The following is a 23,258-nucleotide window of genomic DNA, read 5'->3' as shown; positions in this document are numbered from 1 at the left end:
GTGGAACGCTACGTGGAGTCGCCATGCCTTATTTACTTGAAATGAAGAGCATTACCAAAGCCTTCGGGTCGGTAAAGGCCGTTGATAATGTCAGTCTGCGGTTGAACGCCGGGGAAGTGGTTTCTCTGTGCGGTGAGAATGGCTCAGGCAAATCAACGCTGATGAAAGTCCTGTGCGGAATTTATCCTCACGGCACCTACAACGGTGAAATCGTGTTTGCCGGAGAACCGGTGCACGCCGCGCACATTCGCGATACCGAACGTCGGGGCATTGCCATCATTCATCAGGAGCTGGCACTGATTAAGCATCTGACGGTGCTGGAAAACATCTTTTTAGGCGCAGAAATCACCCGCTACGGCATTCTCGATTACGACCATATGACGCTGCGCTGCGAGAAACTTCTCGCGCAGGTGAGCCTCGCCATTTCGCCCGATACCCGCGTCGGTGATTTAGGCCTCGGGCAACAGCAACTGGTAGAAATCGCCAAAGCGCTGAACAAGCAGGTGCGGCTGCTGATTCTGGATGAACCGACCGCCTCGCTGACCGAACAAGAAACGGCAATTCTGCTGAATATCATTCGCGATCTGCAAAATCATGACATCGCCTGTATCTATATTTCGCACAAGCTCAACGAAGTGAAGGCTATTTCCGACACCATTTGCGTGATCCGCGATGGGCAGCACATCGGCACCCGCGACGCAAACGGCATGAGCGAAGACGACATTATCACCATGATGGTCGGTCGCGAATTGACGGCGCTGTATCCCAACGAGCCGCACACGCCCGGCGAAGAAATCCTGCGGGTAGAACACCTCACCGCCTGGCATCCGGTCAATCGTCATATCAAGCGGGTGAATGACATCTCCTTCTCGCTGCGACGCGGGGAAATTCTCGGTATCGCGGGGCTGGTCGGAGCCGGACGCACCGAAGCAGTCCAGTGCCTGTTTGGCGTCTGGCGCGGGCGCTGGGAAGGGAGCGTGTTTATCGACGGTAAAGCCGTGAATATCGAGAACTGCCAGCAGGCGATAGCCCACGGCATTGCGATGGTTCCAGAGGACCGCAAGAAAGACGGCATTGTGCCGGTGATGGCGGTTGGGAAAAATATCACTCTGGCGGCGCTGAACCAGTTCTCCGGACCACTCAGCACGCTGGATGACGCCGCAGAGCAGAACTGCATTCTGCAATCACTCTCGCGGCTGAAAGTGAAAACCTCGTCACCCGAGCTGGCCATTGGCAGGCTCAGTGGCGGCAATCAGCAAAAGGCGATTCTTGCCCGCTGCCTGCTGCTCAATCCTCGCATTCTGATCCTCGATGAACCGACGCGTGGCATTGATATCGGCGCGAAATACGAAATCTACAAACTGATTAATCAGCTGGTGCAGCAGGGCATCGCGGTCATTGTCATCTCTTCCGAACTGCCGGAAGTGCTTGGCCTGAGCGACCGCGTGCTGGTGATGCATGAAGGCAAACTGAAAGCGGACCTGGTCAACCATCAACTGACGCAGGAAAAAGTAATGGAAGCGGCCCTGAGGAGTGAGCGTCATGTCGAAAAACACGCCGTCTGAACTGAAGCTCGACGTGCAAAGGCCCGCCGCCTTCGCCGGGATAAAAAAACTCAATTTGCAGGTGTTTGTGATGATCGCGGCGATCGTGGCGATCATGCTGTTCTTCACCTGGACCACCGACGGATCGTATCTCAGCGCGCGTAACGTCTCGAACCTGCTGCGCCAGACCGCTATCACCGGGATTCTGGCGGTCGGGATGGTGTTCGTCATTATCTCCGCAGAAATCGATTTATCGGTCGGCTCGATGATGGGCCTGCTGGGCGGTGTCGCCGCCATTTTCGATGTCTGGCTCGGCTGGCCGCTGCCGTTGACGATTGTGGTCACGCTGGCGCTGGGGCTGGTGTTAGGTGCCTGGAACGGATGGTGGGTGGCCTACCGGAAAGTCCCGTCGTTTATCGTCACCCTGGCCGGTATGTTGGCGTTTCGCGGCATCCTGATTGGCATCACCAACGGTACCACGGTCTCACCCACCAGCACGGCGATGTCGCAAATCGGTCAGAGCTATCTTCCCGACGGCATTGGTTTTGTCATTGGTGTGCTGGGCCTGTTCGTATTCGTCGCCTGGCAATGGCGCGGGCGTATGCGTCGCCAGGCGCTCGGGCTGAGTAACCCTGCATCCACGCGCGTAGTGGGGCGTCAGGCCATTACTGCGGTGATTGCCCTCGGCGCGGTCTGGATGCTGAACGATTATCGCGGTGTGCCGACGCCGGTACTGATCCTCGCCCTGCTGCTGCTGGCAGGAATGTTTATGGCCACCCGCACGGCGTTTGGTCGGCGCATTTATGCCATTGGCGGTAATCTGGAAGCCGCCCGGTTGTCAGGCATTAACGTGGAACGTACCAAACTCGCGGTATTCGCGATTAACGGCCTGATGGTGGCCATTGCCGGGCTTATTTTGAGCTCGCGCCTGGGGGCTGGTTCTCCATCCGCCGGGAACATCGCCGAACTCGACGCCATTGCTGCCTGTGTGATTGGCGGCACCAGCCTTGCAGGCGGCGTGGGCAGCGTCGCGGGCGCAGTCATGGGGGCATTTATCATGTCAGCGCTGGATAACGGAATGAGCATGATGGACGTGCCAACTTTCTGGCAATATATCGTTAAGGGCGCCATTTTACTGCTGGCGGTGTGGATGGATTCTGCCACTAAGCGGCGGGCCTGATCGCGGCAACTTCCGCTACGATGGCGACACTTTCGGGTCTCGCCATCCTTGTTTCTTCAGGAAAGCAAAACATGTTTGAAAAGCGCCACCGGGTCACGCTGTTATTCAACGCCAACAAAGCCTATGACCGTCAGGTTGTAGAAGGCGTGGGCGAGTACTTACAGGCGTCCCAGTCGGAATGGGATATTTTTATCGAAGAGGATTTTCGCGCCCGCATTGAAAACATAAAGGAATGTCTCGGTGACGGCGTTATCGCCGACTTTGACGATCCGATAATCGAAGCCCTGCTCGGCGATGTTGAAGTACCTATCGTCGGCGTTGGCGGTTCGTATCATCGTCCGGAGCACTATCCTCCGGTTCACTATATCGCGACCGATAACCATGCCCTGGTAGAAAGCGCGTTTTTACATCTGAAGGAAAAAGGCGTTCATCGCTTTGCTTTTTATGGCCTGCCCTCCTCCAGCGGCAAGCGCTGGGCAGTCGAACGCGAGCATGCGTTTTGCCAGATTGTGGCGAAAGAGAAATACCGCGGCGTGGTGTATCAGGGCCAGGAAACCGCGCCGGATAACTGGCAGCATGCGCAAAATCGACTGGCCGACTGGCTGCAAACGCTGCCGCCGCAAACCGGGATTATCGCCGTGACCGACGCCCGTGCGCGTCACATCTTACAGGCCTGTGAACATCTGCATATTCCGGTGCCGGAAAAGCTGTGTGTGATTGGTATCGATAACGAAGAACTGACGCGCTATCTGTCTCGCGTGGCGCTCTCATCCGTGGCGCAGGGCACACGACAGATGGGCTATCAGGCCGCCAAACTGCTGCACCGTCTGTTGGATAACGAAGAGCTGCCGCTGCAACGCCTGCTGGTCCCGCCGGTGCGTGTGATTGAGCGGCGATCCACGGATTATCGTTCTCTCGACGATCCGGCGGTGATTCAGGCGATGCACTACATCCGCAATAACGCCTGCAAGGGCATTAAGGTGGAACAGGTGCTGGATGCGGTGGGTATTTCGCGTTCCAATCTGGAGAAACGCTTTAAAGAGGAAGTGGGCGAAACCATTCACGCCGTTATTCACAGCGAGAAACTGGAAAAAGCGCGCAGCTTGCTGGTGTCGACGTCCTTATCCATCAACGAGATCTCGCAGATGTGTGGCTATCCGTCGCTACAATATTTCTATTCGGTGTTTAAAAAGGAATACGACACCACGCCCAAAGAATATCGCGAACGCTTCGGTGAAGCGCTGGTGTAGCTTGCGCAGAAAACAAAAACGCCTTCCGATGGAAGGCGTTCTTTAGCGATATCAGGCAGAGCGTGATTACATGTGAGCCGCAATCAGGCGCTGATTATCCTGGTACATACTGAACAAGAAGTTATTGTAGCTCGACCCGCGGGTCGAATAACCTTTCAGCTTGTGGATCATCGCGCTGGCCGTCACTTCCTGGTCCGTTTTACGCAACTGCGCACGGGACTTACGGAATGACTTATAAGCCGCATGCGTGTTCAGGTTCACCACATAGGCATCTACAGACTCTTTGACAGAGTCAAAGTGCGAGTAGCCTTTCACTTTACCCGCGCATTTGCCACGACCACACTTCATGCCGAACAGATTATTGTTGTTACGTGCGAGCTTCGAGGTGCCCCAACCGCTTTCTGCTGCGGCCATGGTCGCAACCATGCTGCCAGGAATGATATCCACGCGCTCAAGCAGCGAGTTCCATGGAATTTTACGCGTATTCCCGGACCATCTGATTTTGTAGCGCTGAGTTATACCTTTCAGACGCGAACGCTCTGTCGGCGACCAGCGACCATCGTACTGTTTAGAAACAAGCCAGTTACGATCGGCGGTGATTGCTGCATTTTGACTGGTAATATAAGGCATTACAGTCCGGAGAAACGCTTTTTTACGAGGTGTTCCGGAAGGGTATTTTCGCAAATCAGGAAGTGAACTACTCTTTGCACTATTGCGAGAATACTCTTGTTTACTGCTTACCTTGCTACTACTACTGGTCTTTATTACTGGAGCTTTGTGACTCGTTGTTGCTGTGTGCGTTGTTGCCAGCACCCCACCTGAAAATACACCGGTGAGTAACATGAGTATCGCGGCCCCATATCGTCGAATGGGAGTCGATATCATTAGGTCTCCTGGTCGGATAGAAACATTCCAACACCTTGAATTATGCATATAACTGCGAAATGAATCGCGAATAGTACCAAAAATACTCCGGCAGCGCACCCTAAGATATAAGCAAATTCCTAAACGAGGTTCTGCACGAAGGGCATTCTTTCGATTCATAAGTCTGAAATTCAACGCTTAATCGCAGAAATTTTTATTCTCATTAGAAGCAGATCACTCACCCTGCGACGTCCTCCCCTGGAATGTCAGTTCAGGAGGAGGGATAACGCCGTGGCAACTGGCAAAATGCACAAAACTGTTTTCAGGTGAACGCCATGAAACTTGCTGCTGTTGTACTGCTTCTGCTGCCCGGTGCCGCCATCGCTGGCTGGACCGCCCCGGATTTCCCTGCGTTCAAACCTGAAGGTAGCGGGACGTTTGTCAGTCAGAAAACGCTGACGAAGGGTACACATCCATTGACGTTGCATCTTGACCAACAGTGCTGGCAGCCCGCTTCGGCGATCAAACTGAATGAAATGCTGTCGCTTGAGCCCTGCCACGGCGATGCACCACAGTGGCGACTGTTCCGCGACGGCGAGTATACGCTGGCGGTGGATACTCGCTCCGGTACGCCGACGCTGATGCTAAGCGTCAAAAGCGAGGCTGCGACAACTGCCAGTGTGGAAATACGCCAGTGCCCGCGCTGGGACGGTAAACCGCTCACGCTGGATGTCAGCAAGATCTTCGCAGAAGGCAGCACGGTCCGCGATTTTTACAGTGGAAAAACCGCGGCGGTGAAAGACGGCAAAATCACTATGCAGCCTGCCGACGGTAGCAATGGCCTGCTGCTGCTGGAAAACGCGCAAACACGCCAACCCGCCGCTTTCGACTGGCATAACGCCACGGTCTATTTCGTATTGACCGACCGCTATGTAAACGGCAATCAGGATAACGACCACAGTTACGGACGTCACAGTGACGGTTTGCAGGAGATCGGTACATTTCACGGCGGCGATTTGCAGGGGCTGACCCGTAAACTCGATTATCTTCAGCAACTCGGGGTCAATGCGCTGTGGATTAGCTCGCCGCTGGAGCAAATTCACGGCTGGGTCGGGGGTGGCACTAAAGGGGATTTCCCGCACTACGCCTATCACGGCTATTACCCGCAGGACTGGACAAAACTCGACGCCAACATGGGCAACGAGGACGACCTGCGTCGTCTGGTAGACGAAGCGCACAGGCGCGGCATCCGCATTCTGTTTGACGTGGTGATGAACCACACCGGTTATGCCACGCTGGCCGATATGCAGACGTACCAGTTTGGCGCACTCTATTTGCAGGGCGATGCGCTGAAGAAAACCCTCGGCGAGCACTGGACCGACTGGAAACCCGGTCCCGGCCAGACCTGGCACAGCTTTAATGATTACATCAACTTTAGCGATAAAACGGCGTGGGAAAAATGGTGGGGCAAGCAATGGGTCCGCACCGATATTGGCGACTACGACAACCCCGGCGTTGACGATTTAACGATGTCGCTGGCCTTCCTGCCGGACCTCAAAACCGAATCCACAACCGTTTCTGGCCTGCCGGTGTTTTATCAGCACAAACCGGATACTGCAGCCAATGCCATTGCAGGCTACACGCCGCGTGATTATCTGACGCACTGGTTAAGCCAATGGGTGCGGGATTACGGCATTGATGGTTTCCGGATTGATACCGCCAAACACGTTGAACTCCCGGCCTGGCAGCAGCTAAAAACTCAGGCCACCGAAGCACTGGCGGCGTGGAAGAAGGCGAATCCGGGTAAATCGCCAGACGATGGCGCATTCTGGATGACCGGCGAAGCCTGGGGCCACGGCGTGATGCAGAGTGCGTATTATCAGCACGGCTTCGACGCGATGATTAATTTCGATTACCAGGAACAGGCGGCAAAAGCGGTGAATTGCCTGGCCAACATCGACACCACCTGGCAGCAAATGGCTGACAAATTGCAGAAATTCAACGTGCTGAGCTATCTCTCTTCCCACGACACGCGATTGTTCCGCGAGGGTGGCAGTGAAGGCGCGGAATTGTTGTTGCTTGCCCCGGGTGCAGTACAGATATTTTACGGTGACGAATCCGCCCGCCCGTTTGGCCCTACTGGCTCCGACCCGTTGCAGGGTACGCGCTCAGACATGAACTGGCAGGACATCACCGGGAAAGAAGCAGCCACCGTCGCTCATTGGCAGAAACTTGGCCAGTTCCGCGCGCGCCATCCGGCGATTGGCGCGGGACGCCAAACGACGCTCACACTATCTCAAGGCTACGGTTTCGTGCGCGAACATAACGGCGATAAAGTGATGGTAGTGTGGGCGGCAAAACCCTGACGGACTAACTCTGCGCGTTGAACAGAGTGATATTCCGGAAAAAACATTAAATGCAGAATAAATAATCAAGGAAGAAATGTTTCACCTGTTTGCACCTCGCTGGCGCAGGGGTTATGGTTAGCCCCTACCCAGAAGACCGACAGAACACCTGCATATGACTTTTTCACTTTTCGGCGACAAATTCACCCGTCATTCCGGCATCACCCGCCTGATGGAAGATCTCAACGATGGGCTGCGCACGCCAGGCGCCATCATGCTTGGCGGTGGCAACCCGGCACAAATTCCGGAGATGAACGACTACTTCCAGAATCTGCTGGCAGATATGCTGGAAAGCGGCAAAGCCACTGAAGCGCTGTGTAACTATGACGGTCCGCAGGGCAAAACCGAACTGCTGGCCGCCCTGTCGACCATGCTGCGTGAAGAGCTCGGCTGGGATATCGGACCACAGAATATTGCACTAACAAATGGCAGTCAGAGCGCATTTTTCTACTTGTTTAACCTCTTCGCTGGCCGTCGCGCCGATGGAACCACCCGCAAAGTCCTGTTCCCGCTGACGCCGGAATACATTGGTTATGCCGATTCTGGCCTTGAAGAAGACCTGTTTGTCTCCGCGCGACCGAATATCGAGCTGCTGCCAGAAGGCCAGTTTAAGTATCACGTTGATTTCGAGCACCTCCGCGTTACCGATGAAACCGGGATGATCTGCGTTTCCCGGCCGACCAACCCGACGGGCAACGTCATCACTGACGAAGAGCTGTTGAAACTCGATGCGCTGGCCAATCAGCACGGTATTCCGCTGGTCATTGATAACGCCTATGGCGTGCCGTTCCCGGGTATTATTTTTAGCGAAGCGCGTCCGCTATGGAACCCGAATATCGTACTGTGCATGAGCCTGTCGAAGCTCGGCCTGCCGGGTAGCCGCTGCGGCATCATTATTGCCAATGAAAAAATCATCAGCGCTATCAGCAACATGAACGGCATCATCAGCCTCTCCCCTGGCGGTATTGGCCCGGCAATGATGTGCGAAATGATCCAGCGAAAAGACCTGCTGCGGCTGTCAGAAACGGTCATCAAACCGTTCTACTACCAGCGCGTTCAAGAAACGATTGCCACCCTTCGTCGTTATTTGCCGGAAGAACGCTGCCTGATCCACAAGCCAGAAGGCGCGATTTTCCTGTGGCTGTGGTTTAAAGACCTGCCCATCACCACTGAAATTTTGTACCAGCGCCTGAAAAAGCGCGGAGTACTGATGGTGCCTGGCGACTTCTTCTTCCCGGGGCTCGATAAACCGTGGCCGCACACGCACCAGTGTATGCGCATGAATTACGTGCCGGATCCGCAGAAAATCGAGGCTGGGATCAAAATTCTGGCTGAAGAAGTCGAAAAAGCCTGGCAGGAAAATGTCTGATTCAGGACACGTCAGCCTGTCACAGCCAGCTGATGACCCGCAACGGGTGTGACAGTCTGTCTTTAAGCTGGAATGGTAATGTCTTATCGTTATCCGTCAGAAAGTTACGGTTAGCCTGAATTGATATGCTCTTTGCAATAACGCCGCTTCCATGCCGCCGGCGTCAGCCCGGTGTGCTTGCGGAATATCTGCCTGAAATAGCCGGTATCGCTAAACCCACAGCGGCTGGCCACCTCTTTCAACGACAGTGAATCACTGATCAGCATTTTTTCCGCCGCTATCACCCGCTGGCGATGGAGCGCTTCGGTCAGCGTTAAACCAAACGTACGTCGGTAAACGCGCCCGAGGTAATCCGCACTGCAATGCAGTTCTTTTGCCAGCTGCGAGGTAGAAAGTGGCAGATGGTACTGCGTACGCAGCGTCTGCTGCGCGCGGTAGGCCAGCGCCACACCGGGGCTTTCGCTCGCACTTTCCTGCGATCCCGCCGCTGAAAGCTGTTGGAGGATCAGCAACAAAATGCACTCCAGCGCAATGCTGCGATGCACATTTTCCTGCTCATTCAGGAACTGGCGGAACAGCGAGATGATGTAAGACGGAGAACTTACGCCCGTGTGCTGCGGAATATTGAGCAACGTCTGACGCAACGAGGAATTTAGCGTGACGTCGAGCCAGTCAAAATGCAGCCAGTAAAATTTAAGGTCCGCCGGAAACTCCCCTTCACCCACGTGCCAACATCCCGGACGCAGCAACAGGCTTTCGCCCGCCTGAACGCGAAACAAGAGCCCATCTTCACGGATCTTGAACTCGCCGCGCTCGACGAACACCAATTCCCAGGAGTTCAGTTTGCGCGCCGGATGGCTGCCCACACCGCGCGAAATAAATAACCCTCCGTTCTGAACTCGAATCGGAAACGCTATGGATAATTCAATCATGGATATTCACTTTCTCGCTTTTTAGCGTACAGAAATCACTTCTTGTCTTTGATTATTAATCAAAAATATCCATTCTACCGGATCACGATCACACTTTGTGCATCAGGTCGGAATCGTCATCTTTTTCTACTTTCCCCTTCCCTTGTTGGGCGCGCGATTCCAGGCAGAATGGATCAGGTACCTTGCAAAACACACAATAAGCCCGCCCAAAAGCGGGCCACGCACCCTGACCTACGTGAGGAGTTTTCAATGACTTCTGCTCCGATTACGCAAACCGAACTCGCACAACACACCGCCAACGAGGTGCTGTCGACACGAGAAAAAATCGGTTACGGACTGGGCGATGCCGGTGGCACCGTCATCACCTGTCTGATCATGAACTTTTTGACCTTTTTCTATACCGACGTTTTCGGCCTGACTCCGGCGCTGGTCGGCACCTTATTCATCGCACTGCGCGTCTTTGACGCCATTTCGGACCCGATAATGGGCGTCATCGCCGACCGTACCCAAAGCCGCTGGGGACGCTTTCGTCCATGGCAGCTGTGGATTGCGGTGCCGATTGGACTCATCGGCGTGCTGACGTTCACCGTGCCAGACGTCAGCATGAACATGAAAATTCTCTGGGCATTCGGCACCTATCTGCTGCTTTCGGTGAGCTATACCGCCATCAACGTGCCGTACTGCGCGCTGATCAACACCATGACCACGCGCCATTCCGAAGTGCTGGCCTGTCAGTCCTGGCGCTTTGTGCTGTGCGGCGTGGCGGGCTTTTTAGTCTCCGTCGGGCTGCCGTGGCTGGTGTCTGCGCTCGGCAAAGGCAACGTCGCGCATGGCTGGCAGATGGGCGTCAGCATTCTGTGTGCGGTGGCGGTGGTGATGTTCCTGTGCTGCTTCTTCTGGGTGCGTGAACGGGTGCCGCTGGACACCATGGGTCAGTTTACCCTCCGCCAGCACATTGCCGGACTGCGTAAAAACGACCAGTTGCTGCTGATGCTGGTGATGTCCTTCCTGCTGATCAACGTGTTCAACATCCGCGGCGGCGGCTACATGTATTTCATCACCTACGTTTTACAGGGCAGTACGGCGTACACCTTATTGTTCTTCACGATGGTGACATTCGCCTCTATTCTCGGCGCGATCGTCGTCAATCCGCTGACAAAACGCGTCGATACGGTAAAACTTTACTATTACACCAACTTGGTTTTAGCCGTGTTAGCGGTAGCGATGTGGTTCCTGCCCGTCGGCCCGGCATGGCAGACACTGTGGCTGGTCGTTATTCTCGGCAACGGCATCATTCTCGGCTTCACACTGCCGCTGCACTTCGGTCTGATGGCCTTTGCCGACGACTACGGCGAGTGGAAAACCGGCGTGCGTTCATCTGGCATGAACTTCGCCTTTAACCTTTTCTGCATCAAGCTCGCCTGGGCGTCCAGCGCCGGGATCGTCAGCCTGGTATTCATCTTCGTCGCCTATCAACCCGGCGCCGGGAACCAGACCGCGGCCTCGCTGCACGGCATGACCGCGATGGAAACGCTATTACCTGCGGTGTTCCACTTGCTGCTGGCCTTCACCCTGCGCACCTGCAAACTCAATAACCCTATGATGTCGCGCATTGCCACCGACCTGCGTGTGCGCCATGTTCAGTCTTAAGGAGAACGTTATGTCTGTGATGGAAGTCGACCTGCATAAACTCAAAGTCAGCGATCCGTTTCTCGGTCAGTACCAACAGCTTGTGCGTGACGTGGTTATTCCCTATCAGTGGGACGCGCTGAACGACCGGATTGCAGAAGCAGATCCGAGCCATGCCATTGAGAATTTCCGTATCGCCGCCGGGCTTTCGCAAGGTGAGTTTTACGGAATGGTATTTCAGGACAGCGACGTCGCAAAATGGCTGGAAGCAGTGGCCTGGTCGCTGTGCCAGAAGCCGGATCGCGAGCTGGAAAAGACCGCCGATGAGGTGATTGAACTGGTTGCGGCGGCCCAGTGTGACGACGGCTATCTGAACACCTATTTCACCGTTAAAGCCCCGCAGGAGCGCTGGACTAACCTCGCAGAATGCCACGAGCTATACTGCGCCGGACATATGATTGAAGCCGGTGTGGCCTTCTTCCAGGCCACCGGCAAACGCCGTTTGCTGGACGTCGTTTGCAAACTCGCCGACCACATCGACCACGTTTTTGGCCCCGCTGAAAACCAACTGCATGGCTATCCGGGTCATCCGGAAATTGAACTGGCGTTGATGCGTCTGTTCGACGTCACGCAGGAACCGCGCTATCTGCATCTCGTGAATTACTTCATCGAACAGCGGGGAACTCAGCCGCATTACTATGATTTCGAGCACGAAAAACGCGGAAAAACCTCGTACTGGAATACGCATGGTCCGGCATGGATGGTGAAGGATAAAGCCTACAGCCAGGCGCATCAGCCGCTGGGAGAGCAGCCGACGGCTATCGGCCATGCGGTGCGTTTTGTGTACCTGATGACCGGTGTCGCGCACCTGGCGCGGCTTAGCAACGACGAAGCGAAGCGTGAGGATTGCCTGCGCCTGTGGAACAACATGGCCCAGCGCCAGCTGTACATTACCGGCGGGATTGGCTCTCAGAGCAGCGGCGAAGCGTTCAGCAGCGATTACGACCTGCCCAACGACACGGTGTACGCCGAAAGCTGCGCCTCGATTGGCCTGATGATGTTCGCCCGACGGATGCTGGAGATGGAAGCCGACAGTCAGTATGCCGACGTGATGGAACGCGCGTTGTATAACACCGTGCTCGGCGGCATGGCCCTGGACGGGAAGCACTTCTTCTACGTTAACCCGCTGGAAGTGCATCCGAAGTCGCTGAATTTGAATCACATCTACGATCATGTGAAGCCCGTTCGTCAACGTTGGTTCGGCTGCGCCTGTTGCCCTCCGAATATCGCCCGCGTGCTAACGTCGCTAGGGCATTATATCTACACGCCGCGGGAGGACGCGCTGTACATCAACCTGTACGTCGGTAACAGCGCGGAAATCACGGTAGGCGATGAAACGCTGCGTCTGCGAATCAGCGGGGAATTCCCGTGGCAAGAAAAAGTCACCATCGCCATCGACTCAGCCCAGCCGGTACAGCACACGCTGGCGCTGCGTCTTCCAGACTGGTGCGACGCACCGCAGGTATCACTCAACGGCGTGCCGGTGACGAGTGAAGCCCGCAAAGGCTATCTGCACATTAATCGCCGCTGGCTGGAGGGTGACACGCTGACGCTCACGTTGCCGATGCCGGTTCGCCGCGTTTATGGCAACCCGCTGGTGCGCCACGTAGCCGGAAAAGTCGCGATTCAGCGCGGTCCTTTGGTGTACTGCCTCGAACAAGCAGACAACGGTGAGGAACTGCATAATCTGTGGCTGCCGGAAAACGCGACGTTCAATGCGTTTGAAGGCAAAGGCCTGTTCGCCCACAAAGTACTGATTCAGGCCGAAGGCCACAAACAGACGTCTGCCGCTCCGGAACAGCAATCGTTATGGCACTACGATCGCTCACCGGCTACCCGCCAGACCCAGACGCTCACCTTTATTCCGTGGTTCTGCTGGGCCAACCGAGGAGAAGGTGAAATGCGGATCTGGGTGAATGAGGGGTAACAGACTCATGCAGGCTGTATGGCGCAGCCTGCATCATTACTTGGCATTTACGCTACATGCTCGTTAATACTCAATAAATTTACTGCTCGGGACCAACACATAAACATGGATAGATGCAGGCACGACAATCACAACCAAGCGAATCAATGTTCTGAGCTGCAGGATAAGATTTTGGGATTTACAGCTGTATCAGCCTAATAATGATTAAAATTGTGAAACAGAAGAGGAATAAGTGATGATCCGTTAGTATCTGTGCTTCAGTATATTTATGGTGTTAGTGCCGATAATGTCTAAATAATTCCATTATTTTTCAGTGCGTAACTATAGTTGTGACAGCCTTCTCAGACATCGAATGATTCAGCAGGAACAATTTATTTTTTAGCACGTCTTCTATTTACTCGACTACATAACAACTCAGCTGCACTTTCAAAAGGTTAACGTCATGGAATTTAATGAAAAATTATACGCCCTATCAGCCAAGATTAAACAGCAACTGGATGCCATTGTTACTGAAGAAGCGACTAAGAACGCCTTCGTTATGCCATTTATACATAATGTGCTGGGGTACGATGTCTTCGATCCAACGGAAGTGACGCCAGAGTTTGTTTGTGACGTAGGGACGAAAAAAGGCGAGAAGATTGACTACGCCATTCATAGAAATAATGACGTTCAAATCCTTATTGAATGTAAAAAGATCGGCGAGCCTTTAACCCTAAATCATGCCTCACAGCTTTTCCGGTACTTCCACGTAACTAATGCACGCATTTCGATTCTAACCAACGGTCAGGTTTATAAATTTTTTACCGATCTCGATGCTCCGAATAAAATGGATGAAAAACCTTTCCTCGAGATTGACCTGCTGGACATAGATGACAATCTTGTGCCGGAATTAATAAAACTTACTAAAGTATCATTCGACCTTGAGTCGATTATTAATGCTGCCGGAGAGTTAAAGTATGTCAGTCAAATAAAAAGAATCCTTCATACACAACTCAATAATCCTGAAGATGACTTTGTTAAATTCTTCGCTTCCCGAGTGTATGACGGCATATTGACGCAAAAAGTCCGCGAGTTATTTTCAAACCTGACCAAAAAGGCAGCAATCCAGTACATCAACGACCAGGTCAATGAGCGCTTAAAATCAGCCATTACCGGTGTCACTCCGGCCAAAGCGGAAATTGAAGCAGAAAATACAGAAACAGAGTCTGATGTATCACGTGATGAGAATGATATTTTAACTACACAAGAAGAAATTGAGGGTTATCACATTGTCAGAGCGATAACCCGCACAGTGATTGAGGCACAAAGAATCACTCACCGAGATACCAAAAGCTATTTTGGCGTACTGGTTGATGACAATAACCGTAGACCGCTTTGCCGGTTACATTTCAACCGCTCACAAAAATATATCGGTTTGTTTGATATAGAAAAAAATGAAACTCGCCACCCAATTGAAACCGTGGATGATATCTATTCCTGGGCCGATATTCTCAAAGCTACGGCTGCACTGTATTTATAATACTGTAAACCCAGCAGCACACGCCGTGCTGCTTCTGCGAGAAAAGCACTTCAGTTACTAAAACATGGATGTTCACGTACAAATCCATCAATCTTGACCAGCAGACGGCGCGGCAGCGTGATATTTATGCGCGCCGCGCTGCCGTCGAATCGCGATTAAGAAAGACTCGCCGCAAGAAAATTCATGCTCCCTGTAATCGACAGGATTTTTGCAGACCGGCGCGTAAGTCCTGTCCAATTTGTCAATCCGTGTGCTTTACACTGACGTTTATTGACAATAGTTGACCTGGCAGTAATCATTAATTTAATTACTGACCAGGCAGCTATCATGACATCCGCAACGGCGATCACCGAAAAAAACCTGCATCTGGGTTTGCTTTTTCATCTGGCAAATCAGTTCAAAGACCAACTTATCAGTCACTATTTTTCCGGTGCAGGGGTAACCGCGCCGCAATTTAAGGTGCTGATTAATATCTTCAAAGGGAACACCCGCCCGGCGGAAATCTGCAAAAGCTTGCAGATGGATACCGGCGCTATGAGCCGCATGGTGGAAAGGATGGTCAAGAGCGACCTGATAGAACGCCACCCTAATCCGCAAGACAAACGCCAGGTGATCCTGGCCCTGACGGAGAAAGGCCAAAACCTCTGCGAAACATTTCAGAATGAAGCACTTAACACTATCCTGGCTGATTTAACGGCCCGTCTGACACCCGATGAATCCCAACAGCTGAAAGACATTCTTATCAAAATGCTGCCGGACGAATTCACGGCTCCCCATCGCTAAGCACAAGCCCAAGGCCTTTATCACTATGGAAAACACCGCTCCGGACACGACCCAACGTCCCAGCAAACGCAAACGTAATTTCGCCATTTTATTGCTGATCCTCATCCTGGCCGCCGCAGGCTGCCTGGCGTGGTATCTGCTGTATGCCCGTTTTTATGAATCAACCGATGACGCCTACGTCAACGGCAACCAGGTCACGCTGACCCCGCAGATTGCCGGGACAGTAACTCAGGTGACGGTCGATGAAGGCGATTTTGTGCAGAAAGGCCAGCCGTTAGTCCTGCTTGATCCGAGCGATACTGAAATTGCGTTGCAGCAGGCAGAAGCCGACCTCGCCAGCACCGTGCGTCAGGTTCGCGGCTTGTACAGCACTGCCGATAACTATCGCGCGCAGGTGGCGGCCAAAAAAGTTGCGCTGCAAACCGCGCAAAATGACTACAATCGTCGACAGAAAATCTTCGCCACAGGCGCGATTGCCGCAGAAGAGTTGTCGCACTATCGCGATGCGGTCACCAGCGCGCAGAGCGACTTAACCGCTGCTCAGCAGGCGTTGAAAACCAATCAGGCAATGGTCGATGACACCGTTATCGACAGCCACCCGGAAATTAAAACCGCCGCAGCGACCCTGCGTCAGCGTTATCTGGACAACTCGCGCAGCACCATTGTGGCCCCAGTGAGTGGCTATGTGGCGAAACGCGCCGTTCAGCTCGGGATGCGAGTGACGTCTGGCACCACGCTGCTGTCGATCGTTCCGCTGAAAGAGGTGTGGGTCGATGCCAACTTTAAAGAGAGCCAAATGCAGGATATGCGCCTTGGCCAGAAAGTGACGCTGAATGCCGACCTGTACGGCGATGATGTGCAGTATCACGGCACTATCGAAAGCCTGGGGATTGGTACCGGCAGCGCCTTCTCATTACTGCCGGCACAGAACGCCAGCGGTAACTGGATCAAGATTGTGCAACGTCTGCCGGTGCGCATTGCGCTCGACGAACATGACATGCAAAAGCATCCGCTGCGTATTGGGCTGTCGATGAACGTACAGGTCGATATTCGTGACCTCGACGGCCATCTGCTGCCGCAAAAAACCGTCAGCGAGCCGCGTTTTACCACCGATGTGTACAACACGCCGATGGAAGCCGCCGACAAACTGGTCGCCAAAATTCTGCATGACAACAGCAGCGCCGTAGCCTCCGCGCAGCGCTAAGAGAGAAGCTATGTCAGAACCTAAGGCCGCCTACACGCCACCGAGCCTGATCCTGGCGACGCTGGCGTTGTCCCTGGCGACGTTTATGCAGGTGCTGGATTCCACCATCGCCAACGTGGCCCTGCCGACGATTTCCGGCAACCTCGGGGTGAGCGCCGATCAGGGCACATGGGTTATCACTTCCTTTGCGGTGTGTAACGCCATTGCCCTGCCGCTTACCGGCTGGTTTACCCGGCGTTTTGGTCAGCTTCGGCTGTTCATCGCTTCAGTGGTATTTTTCACCCTGACCTCGTTCCTGTGCGGCTTCGCCCACAGCATGACGGAGCTGATTATCTTCCGCGCATTGCAGGGCTTTTGCGCCGGGCCGATGTTCCCGATGTGTCAGACGCTGTTACTGGTTATCTTTCCGCCGATGAAGCGAAGTATGGCGCTGGCACTGCTGTCGATGGTGACCGTGGTTGCGCCGATTGTCGGGCCGATTACCGGCGGCTGGATAACCGATAACTACTCCTGGCCGTGGATTTTTTATATCAACGTGCCGATCGGGATTTTCGCCTCAATTGTGGTCTGGACGCAGCTTCGCGGGCGTGCAGAAACAACGCAGTCGTCGCCTATCGACTACATCGGGATCATGCTGCTGGTACTTGGCGTGGGCCTGTTGCAGGTGGTGCTCGATAAAGGTAACGACGAGGACTGGTTCTCATCGACGCCGATTATTGTGATGTCCATTGTCTCCGCCATCAGCCTGATTTCCTTTGTGATGTGGGAGCTCGATGATAAGCACCCGATTGTGAATTTGCGTCTGTTTAAGGACCGCAATTTCGCGATAGGTACCCTGTCGTTAATGCTCGGCTATGCCGCGTTCTTCGCCATTAACATCATTTTACCGCAGTGGCTGCAAACGCAGATGGGCTATACCGCCATCTGGGCCGGGCTTGCCGCCGCACCGATGGGCTTTTTACCGCTGCTGATGACGCCGATTATCGGGCGCTACGCCACTCGCGTGGACCTGCGAATTCTGTGTTCGTTGTCGTTCCTGACGATGGGGGCGTCATGCCTGATGCGTGCGCAGTTCAGTACCGATGTGGATTTCCGTACCATTGCGGGTGTGCAGATGTTTATGGGGATTGGGGTGGCATTCTTCTTTATGCCACTGACGACCATCGTGCTGTCGAATCTGAATGGTAATGAAGTAGCGGAAGGTTCAGGCCTGGCAACATTCTTCCGCGTGTTGGGCGGCTCGTTTGCCTCGTCGCTGACCACCTGGATCTGGCAACGTCGTGAAATCTTCCATCACGCCAACCTGACGGAAAGTGTGTCGCAATACAATCCGGCTGCGGTGGATTACGTGCAGAAGATGGGCGGCCCGACGCAACAGCATTTCGCGCTGATCGACAAAACCATCGAACAACAAGCGTACATGATGTCGACGATTGATTACTTCTGGCTCCTCGGCTGGGGCTTTATGGGGTTGATCGTGATTATCTGGTTCACCCGCCCACCGTTTGTGAAATCCGGCGCACCGAGTGCCCCGGCCGCAGGGCACTAAAACGCCCGATGGCGCTACGCTTTTTGGGCCTACGAGTCATTTGTAGGCCCGTACAAACGCAGTGCCGCCGGGCACTATCGGCTAAAACAACCCTAACGGTTTATCGGAGTAACTCACCAGCAGACACTTGGTTTGCTGATAATGTTCGAGCATCATTTTGTGCGTTTCACGGCCAATTCCTGACTGCTTGTAGCCGCCAAACGCGGCGTGGGCCGGATAGGCGTGATAGCAGTTGGTCCACACGCGCCCCGCCTGAATACCGCGCCCCATTTTGTACGCCAGATTACCGTTGCGGCTCCAGACGCCCGCGCCCAGCCCGTATTGGGTATCATTGGCAATCGCCAGCGCCTCCTCCATGGTTTTGAACGTCGTCACGGATAACACCGGGCCGAAGATTTCCTCCTGAAACACCCGCATGTTGTTTTTGCCAAACAGGATCGTCGGCTCGAGGTAGTAGCCCTCTTTCAGGTCACCCTCGAACATTTTGCGTCGCCCGCCGGTCAGCACGTCCGCGCCCTCTTTCTTACCGATGTCGATGTAGTTGAGGATGGTGTCCATCTGTCCGCTGGAAACCTGCGCGCCCATTTGCGTCACGCTGTCGAGCGGGTTACCGCTGCGGATGCTTTCCACCCGGCGTATGGCCCGTTCCATGAAGCGGTCGTAGATGGATTCATGCACCAATGCGCGGCTCGGGCAGGTACAGACTTCGCCCTGGTTGAAAGCAAATAGCGCCAGCCCTTCCAGCGCTTTCTCAAAGAAGGCGTCCTCTTCGTCCATCACGTCGGCAAAGAAGATGTTCGGCGATTTGCCGCCGAGTTCCAGCGTCACCGGGATGATGTTCTGGGTGGCGTACTGCATGATTTGCTGGCCGACTTCCGTCGAGCCGGTAAAGGCCACTTTGTTGATGCGTTTTGAGGTCGCCAGATATTCGCCGATTTCACCGCCCGCGCCGTTAACCACGTTCACCACACCCGGCGGCAACAGGTCGCCGATGATTTCCATTAGCATTAATACCGACAGCGGCGTCAGGCGTGCAGGTTTGAGGATCACACAGTTTCCGGCGGCCAGCGCTGGCGCCATTTTCCAGCTCGCCATCAGCAGCGGGAAGTTCCACGGAATAATTTGCCCAACCACGCCCAACGGTTCGTGGAAATGATAGGCCACGGTGTCGCTGTCGACTTCGCTAATCCCACCTTCCTGCGCACGAATACACGACGCGAAATAGCGGAAATGGTCAATCGCCAGCGGCACGTCGGCGGCGGTAGTTTCGCGGATAGGTTTGCCGTTATCCCAGGTTTCCGCCGTCGCTAAGAGTTCAATATTTTGTTCCATGCGGTCGGCAATTTTGAGCAGAATGGCGGCCCGATCCTGAACCGAAGTTTGCCCCCATTTGTCTTTAATTTTGTGCGCCGCATCCAGCGCCAGATCGATGTCTCGCGGCCCGGATGACGCCACTTCACATAGCAACTGCCCTGTGACCGGCGTCAGGTTTTTGTAATATTCACCCTCCGCCGGCGCGACCCAGTTGCCGCCGATAAAGTTGTCGTAACGCGCTTTGAGCTTGAGGGGAAAACCATATACGCCGGGCTGGATACCCGTGGAGGGAGGATTGTTGGTCATTACCGTCTCCTTGCAGTGAGGTGTCCTGTAAGGGTAGACGCGGCTGGCGATTTCTTCGCCAGCCGTTTAACGCTTTACGAGCGCGGTCACGGATTGCTGTTTTCAGGCTCCGGGAACAGCATCGCATCACGCAGCAGATGGTCATTACCGCGACGGCGAGTGAAGCCAATGCGGTCGAAATACTCGAGAATTTGGATAGCGAGTTTTCGCCCGACGTTGAGGCTGTCGCGGAAATCGGCGGCACAGGTTGAGCCTACCGCCTGATCCAGTTCGCGGATCAACCCTGCGAACTGCACAATCCGGTCGTTGCGGTAATAACGGTCTTTGACAATCGCGGTGATCATGCCCTGCTGCGCCGCTTGACGCAGCGTCATGCGCATAACCTGTTCATCTGCGCCCGTCTGCTGCGCGAGGTCGCGCACCCACCACGGTTCATCGCCAAACTGCGGTTCCACTTTTTGCCACAGCACGCGCTGCTCGTCAGTGAATCCGGCTTTGTGTTCCGGCAGATGCAGCCAGCCGTGATGGCTGTGAATAACGCCCGAGGCGCGCATTTGCTCCAGCAGCGCGAGCACCAGCGCGTCGTCTTCCAATGGCAGGGCGATCCGGCGCAGACGTTCGCGCCCTGGGCCAGGCTCGTCGCGGTGCTGATCGTGATACACCGCCAACGCATCAAGTAGCTTTTGCTGCCAGCGCGCCGCAAGGCTGGCGCTGAGAAGATTATCAGCCGCCGTCAGCAGGTCGCGTTGGCAACTCAGTTCGGCCACGCCCACATCGTTGAGCTGTCGCGCCCAGCCAAATTCGCTCAGGCTTACCGCATCGCGCTGCAAATGGATATCGAGTGCCTGTCCGTTATTTTCCGCCGCGGCGAGCTGCGCCAGCCAGGCCAGATAGTCTGGTTTACGCTTGCCGCGACGCGGGGGATTGAGCGTGACCACCCGCGCACCGGCCAGCGTGACGCGGGCAGAAATATCGCGCAGCACCAGCCGGTCGTTATCCGCCAGATACAGCGGTGTATCGAAAACCAGTTCCGCCAGATTGTTTTCCAGTAGTGAGACGCGCCCGGTGATGTGGCTCGCGGCATGATGAATATGCAGCGGCTGCCATTGGGTCAGCGGTGTGAGGCTGTGGAGTTCGACAATCGCCCTTTCCGATGGCACCGGAGGCTGCTGCGCTAACAGCCAGTCGCCACGGTTGAGTTGCTCTTTTTGCGCATCGCCGCTGATATTCAGCGCGATACGCTGCCCGGCGTGGGCCTGCTCGACAGACTGATTTTGCGCGTGCAAACCACGCACGCGCATTGGGGTATTTGCCCCCGTCAGCCACAGCGTGTCGCCGACGTTCACTTCGCCGGAAAGCGCGGTACCCGTGACCACCAGCCCGGCGCCTTTGACGGTGAACGCCCGGTCAATCGCCAGACGAAAACGCTGATGCTCAACGTACTGGCGTTCGGCAAGCTTTAAAAGATGCGTGCGTAGGGCATCGATGCCCTGCATTTGCGTGGCAGCGGTTTCAAACAGAGAAACGTCATCAAAGCCGTAATCACCTAAAACATCAACAACCTGACGGCGAACCTCACTGATTCGCGCGGCATCCACGCGATCGGTTTTGGTCAGCGCTACGGTTAAAGTGGGTTTGCCCGTCAGTTGCAAAATTGCCAGATGCTCACGGGTTTGCGCCATCACGCCATCGTCACAGGCCACCACCAGCAGAGCATGATCGATGCCGCCCACGCCCGCCAGCATATTCGCCAGAAACTTTTCATGGCCCGGTACGTCGATGAACCCAGACACATGCCCGTCGGGCTGTGGCCAGTAGGCGTAGCCCAAATCAATCGTCATTCCGCGCACTTTTTCTTCCGGCAGACGGGAGGCGTTGACGCCGGTTATCGCCTGCAACAGCGTGGTTTTGCCGTGGTCAACGTGCCCGGCGGTGGCAATAATCATTTCAGCACACTCTCCAGAAAGCGTGATTCATCTTCAAGACAACGTAAATCGAGCCATAAACGCCCGTCGCCAATCCGCCCTAACACCGGCGTGCCGAGGCGTCGCCAGCGTTCGGCCAGCGCCTCAAGCAAAGTGCCGCGCCCGTCGGTCGGTGTGAACGTCAGCGCCTGTGACGGTAAGCGATCGACCGGCAGCGAGCCACTGCCAATCTGCGATAAACACGGTTCAAGCCGTACATTAAATCCCGGATAATGCGCCTGAAGCGGAGCCAGCAAGCGTTCGCCCTGTGCGCGGATATCATCCTGACTGCGGGTCAGCAGGCGCAGCGTCGGCAACGTTTGGGTGAGTTTTTCCGGATGGAGATAGAGGCGAAGTGTGGCGTCGAGCGCTGCGAGGGTCATTTTATCGGCCCGCAGCGCGCGTTTCAGCGGGTGCTTTTGCAGCTTCGCAATCAGCTCGCGTTTGCCGACGATAATCCCGGCCTGCGGGCCCCCGAGCAGTTTATCGCCAGAGAAACTTACCAGGCTGACGCCGCTGGCAATCAACGTCTGCGGCATCGGCTCTTTCGGTAAGCCGTACTGGCTTAAATCCACCAGCGAACCGCTGCCTAAATCCGCGACCACTGGAATGCCGTGCTCACGACCGATGGCGGCCAGTTCAGCCTCATCGACCGCTTTGGTAAACCCTTCCACGCTGTAGTTACTGGTGTGGACCTTCATCAACAGACCGGTGTTGTCGTTGATGGCTTCACGGTAATCCCGGGCGTGGGTACGGTTCGTGGCGCCCACTTCACGCAGTTCGCAGCCCGCCTGACGCATGACGTCAGGTATGCGAAATGCCCCGCCGATTTCCACCAGCTCGCCGCGTGACACCACCACTTCTTTACCGTTCGCCGTCGCCGCCAGCATCAGCAGCACCGCCGCCGCATTGTTGTTGACGATGCAGGCGTCTTCCGCCCCGGTGAGACGCGTGAGCAATTCCGCAAGCGCGCTATCACGATGCCCGCGCCCGGCGCCGTCGAGGGAATATTCCAGCGTCACCGGCTCACGCATCACCTGCGTGACCACCGCAACGGCAGCTTCCGCCTGAAGCGCACGCCCCAGATTGGTGTGCAGTACGGTGCCAGTGAGGTTAAACACCGCACGCAGCGGGCTTTGCGCTTTGGCGTTCAGCCGCGCGACCACAGTCTGATGCCAGTCCTGACACCATTCGGGCAGCGTGCCGTGAGTGCGGATGGCCTCACGGGCTTCATCCTGCAACTGGCGTAATACATTCACCACCTGGCTGTGCCCGGCGTTATCAATAAGCTCGGAAAATGCCGGGTCGCGCAACAGGCGATCGGTGGCGGGGATTTGACTGAACAGCGAAGGGTTTTCGGTGGTCATGAGTAAGCCTGTGGTATGCCCCCTCCCGACGGGAGAGGGGAATAAACGTGCGGGAATTGTACTGCTAGTGCGAGATAAGCGTCATTGATCGC

The 23,258-nt window shown here is 55.0% G+C and carries 16 protein-coding genes and 1 pseudogene; 11 read left to right on the top strand and 6 right to left on the bottom strand.

Annotated features, from left to right (window positions below):
* The first annotated feature begins 23 nt into the window (after window positions 1–23).
* The 3 genes from MUU46_RS11845 (at window position 24) to xylR (ending at window position 3,974) form a co-directional block, all read left to right on the top strand.
* Window positions 24–1,565: a xylose ABC transporter ATP-binding protein gene (locus MUU46_RS11845; RefSeq protein WP_258965616.1), complete on the top strand. Its 1,542-nt coding sequence runs from the start codon at window positions 24–26 to the stop codon at window positions 1,563–1,565.
* Window positions 1,543–2,724, top strand: a complete 1,182-nt coding sequence (xylH, locus tag MUU46_RS11840; RefSeq protein ID WP_159757219.1) for a xylose ABC transporter permease XylH — start codon at window positions 1,543–1,545, stop codon at window positions 2,722–2,724. Before MUU46_RS11845 ends, xylH begins: the two co-directional genes overlap by 23 nt.
* Window positions 2,725–2,795: 71 nt before the next feature.
* Window positions 2,796–3,974 (top strand): D-xylose utilization transcriptional activator XylR, encoded by a 1,179-nt coding sequence (gene xylR / locus MUU46_RS11835; protein ID WP_159757216.1) that lies wholly within the window; start codon window positions 2,796–2,798, stop codon window positions 3,972–3,974.
* Between the two features lie 66 nt (window positions 3,975–4,040).
* On the opposite strand, the gene MUU46_RS11830 is transcribed toward xylR, so the two are convergent.
* The gene (locus MUU46_RS11830) at window positions 4,041–4,859 is read right to left on the bottom strand and encodes a protein bax (RefSeq protein WP_159757213.1); all 819 of its coding nucleotides are present in this window, start codon (window positions 4,857–4,859) and stop codon (window positions 4,041–4,043) included.
* Between the two features lie 314 nt (window positions 4,860–5,173).
* Here MUU46_RS11830 and MUU46_RS11825 point away from each other — a divergent pair, with 314 nt between their 5' ends.
* Together MUU46_RS11825 and avtA are read left to right on the top strand one after the other, a co-directional pair.
* The gene (locus MUU46_RS11825) at window positions 5,174–7,204 is read left to right on the top strand and encodes an alpha-amylase (protein WP_258965615.1); all 2,031 of its coding nucleotides are present in this window, start codon (window positions 5,174–5,176) and stop codon (window positions 7,202–7,204) included.
* Window positions 7,205–7,358: 154 nt separating this feature from the next.
* On the top strand, window positions 7,359–8,612 hold the full coding sequence (gene avtA, locus MUU46_RS11820; RefSeq protein ID WP_258965614.1) for a valine--pyruvate transaminase: 1,254 nt from the start codon (window positions 7,359–7,361) through the stop codon (window positions 8,610–8,612).
* Between the two features lie 110 nt (window positions 8,613–8,722).
* Here the strand turns inward: avtA and MUU46_RS11815 are convergent, their stop codons facing one another.
* Window positions 8,723–9,544 carry an AraC family transcriptional regulator gene (locus MUU46_RS11815; RefSeq protein WP_258965613.1) on the bottom strand — a complete coding sequence of 274 codons (822 nt, stop codon included), beginning with the start codon at window positions 9,542–9,544 and terminating at the stop codon, window positions 8,723–8,725.
* Window positions 9,545–9,793: 249 nt separating this feature from the next.
* Between MUU46_RS11815 and MUU46_RS11810 the strand changes: the two genes are divergently transcribed.
* From MUU46_RS11810 to MUU46_RS11800, 3 genes are all read left to right on the top strand, one after another.
* Window positions 9,794–11,194, top strand: a complete 1,401-nt coding sequence (locus MUU46_RS11810; RefSeq protein WP_258965612.1) for an MFS transporter — start codon at window positions 9,794–9,796, stop codon at window positions 11,192–11,194.
* 10 nt (window positions 11,195–11,204) lie between these two features.
* The gene (locus MUU46_RS11805) at window positions 11,205–13,160 is read left to right on the top strand and encodes a glycoside hydrolase family 127 protein (RefSeq protein ID WP_258965611.1); all 1,956 of its coding nucleotides are present in this window, start codon (window positions 11,205–11,207) and stop codon (window positions 13,158–13,160) included.
* A gap of 442 nt (window positions 13,161–13,602) precedes the next feature.
* Window positions 13,603–14,679 carry a type I restriction endonuclease gene (locus tag MUU46_RS11800; RefSeq protein WP_258965610.1) on the top strand — a complete coding sequence of 359 codons (1,077 nt, stop codon included), beginning with the start codon at window positions 13,603–13,605 and terminating at the stop codon, window positions 14,677–14,679.
* Between the two features lie 50 nt (window positions 14,680–14,729).
* On the opposite strand, the pseudogene MUU46_RS11795 reads toward MUU46_RS11800, so the two are convergent.
* Window positions 14,730–14,831 (bottom strand): annotated as a pseudogene (locus MUU46_RS11795) (type II toxin-antitoxin system HicB family antitoxin); the annotation flags it as partial.
* Between the two features lie 175 nt (window positions 14,832–15,006).
* Between MUU46_RS11795 and MUU46_RS11790 the strand changes: the two are divergent.
* Genes MUU46_RS11790 through MUU46_RS11780 form a run of 3 tightly spaced genes read left to right on the top strand, consistent with a single transcriptional unit; the run spans window position 15,007 to window position 18,215 of the window.
* Window positions 15,007–15,462 carry a MarR family transcriptional regulator gene (locus tag MUU46_RS11790; protein ID WP_159757192.1) on the top strand — a complete coding sequence of 152 codons (456 nt, stop codon included), beginning with the start codon at window positions 15,007–15,009 and terminating at the stop codon, window positions 15,460–15,462.
* A gap of 25 nt (window positions 15,463–15,487) precedes the next feature.
* Window positions 15,488–16,666 (top strand): HlyD family secretion protein, encoded by a 1,179-nt coding sequence (locus MUU46_RS11785; RefSeq protein ID WP_258965609.1) that lies wholly within the window; start codon window positions 15,488–15,490, stop codon window positions 16,664–16,666.
* A 10-nt stretch (window positions 16,667–16,676) separates the two neighbouring features.
* Entirely contained in the window at window positions 16,677–18,215 is a 1,539-nt protein-coding gene (locus MUU46_RS11780; RefSeq protein ID WP_159757186.1) for a DHA2 family efflux MFS transporter permease subunit, read from the top strand.
* A gap of 81 nt (window positions 18,216–18,296) precedes the next feature.
* Here the strand turns inward: MUU46_RS11780 and exaC are convergent, their stop codons facing one another.
* The 3 genes from exaC to selA all read right to left on the bottom strand — a co-directional run bounded on the left by exaC (window position 18,297) and on the right by selA (window position 23,166).
* Window positions 18,297–19,835, bottom strand: coding sequence for an acetaldehyde dehydrogenase ExaC (exaC, locus tag MUU46_RS11775; protein ID WP_159757183.1), 1,539 nt, complete (start codon window positions 19,833–19,835; stop codon window positions 18,297–18,299).
* 86 nt (window positions 19,836–19,921) lie between these two features.
* Entirely contained in the window at window positions 19,922–21,781 is a 1,860-nt protein-coding gene (selB, locus tag MUU46_RS11770) for a selenocysteine-specific translation elongation factor (RefSeq protein WP_258965608.1), read from the bottom strand.
* Window positions 21,778–23,166: an L-seryl-tRNA(Sec) selenium transferase gene (gene selA / locus MUU46_RS11765; RefSeq protein ID WP_258965607.1), complete on the bottom strand. Its 1,389-nt coding sequence runs from the start codon at window positions 23,164–23,166 to the stop codon at window positions 21,778–21,780. The genes selB and selA overlap by 4 nt, the downstream gene beginning before the upstream one ends.
* Window positions 23,167–23,258 lie beyond the last annotated feature (92 nt).

The sequence above is a fragment of the Scandinavium tedordense genome (assembly GCF_024764965.1).
GTDB lineage: Bacteria > Pseudomonadota > Gammaproteobacteria > Enterobacterales > Enterobacteriaceae > Scandinavium > Scandinavium tedordense.
The sequence above is the reverse complement of the archived record's forward strand: the minus strand, read 5'-3'. Positions and strand labels throughout refer to the sequence as shown.

Bases quoted from the DNA above. Each gene is read 5' to 3' on its own strand.
- selA (WP_258965607.1), bottom strand. From the start codon at position 23,166: ATGACCACCGAAAACCCTTCGCTGTTCAGTCAAATCCCCGCCACCGAT.
- MUU46_RS11810 (WP_258965612.1), top strand. From the start codon at position 9,794: ATGACTTCTGCTCCGATTACGCAAACCGAACTCGCACAACACACCGCC.
- MUU46_RS11805 (WP_258965611.1), top strand. From the start codon at position 11,205: ATGTCTGTGATGGAAGTCGACCTGCATAAACTCAAAGTCAGCGATCCG.
- MUU46_RS11780 (WP_159757186.1), top strand. From the start codon at position 16,677: ATGTCAGAACCTAAGGCCGCCTACACGCCACCGAGCCTGATCCTGGCG.
- xylR (WP_159757216.1), top strand. From the start codon at position 2,796: ATGTTTGAAAAGCGCCACCGGGTCACGCTGTTATTCAACGCCAACAAA.
- MUU46_RS11800 (WP_258965610.1), top strand. From the start codon at position 13,603: ATGGAATTTAATGAAAAATTATACGCCCTATCAGCCAAGATTAAACAG.
- MUU46_RS11825 (WP_258965615.1), top strand. From the start codon at position 5,174: ATGAAACTTGCTGCTGTTGTACTGCTTCTGCTGCCCGGTGCCGCCATC.
- avtA (WP_258965614.1), top strand. From the start codon at position 7,359: ATGACTTTTTCACTTTTCGGCGACAAATTCACCCGTCATTCCGGCATC.
- selB (WP_258965608.1), bottom strand. From the start codon at position 21,781: ATGATTATTGCCACCGCCGGGCACGTTGACCACGGCAAAACCACGCTG.
- xylH (WP_159757219.1), top strand. From the start codon at position 1,543: ATGTCGAAAAACACGCCGTCTGAACTGAAGCTCGACGTGCAAAGGCCC.
- exaC (WP_159757183.1), bottom strand. From the start codon at position 19,835: ATGACCAACAATCCTCCCTCCACGGGTATCCAGCCCGGCGTATATGGT.
- MUU46_RS11785 (WP_258965609.1), top strand. From the start codon at position 15,488: ATGGAAAACACCGCTCCGGACACGACCCAACGTCCCAGCAAACGCAAA.
- MUU46_RS11790 (WP_159757192.1), top strand. From the start codon at position 15,007: ATGACATCCGCAACGGCGATCACCGAAAAAAACCTGCATCTGGGTTTG.
- MUU46_RS11830 (WP_159757213.1), bottom strand. From the start codon at position 4,859: ATGATATCGACTCCCATTCGACGATATGGGGCCGCGATACTCATGTTA.
- MUU46_RS11815 (WP_258965613.1), bottom strand. From the start codon at position 9,544: ATGATTGAATTATCCATAGCGTTTCCGATTCGAGTTCAGAACGGAGGG.
- MUU46_RS11845 (WP_258965616.1), top strand. From the start codon at position 24: ATGCCTTATTTACTTGAAATGAAGAGCATTACCAAAGCCTTCGGGTCG.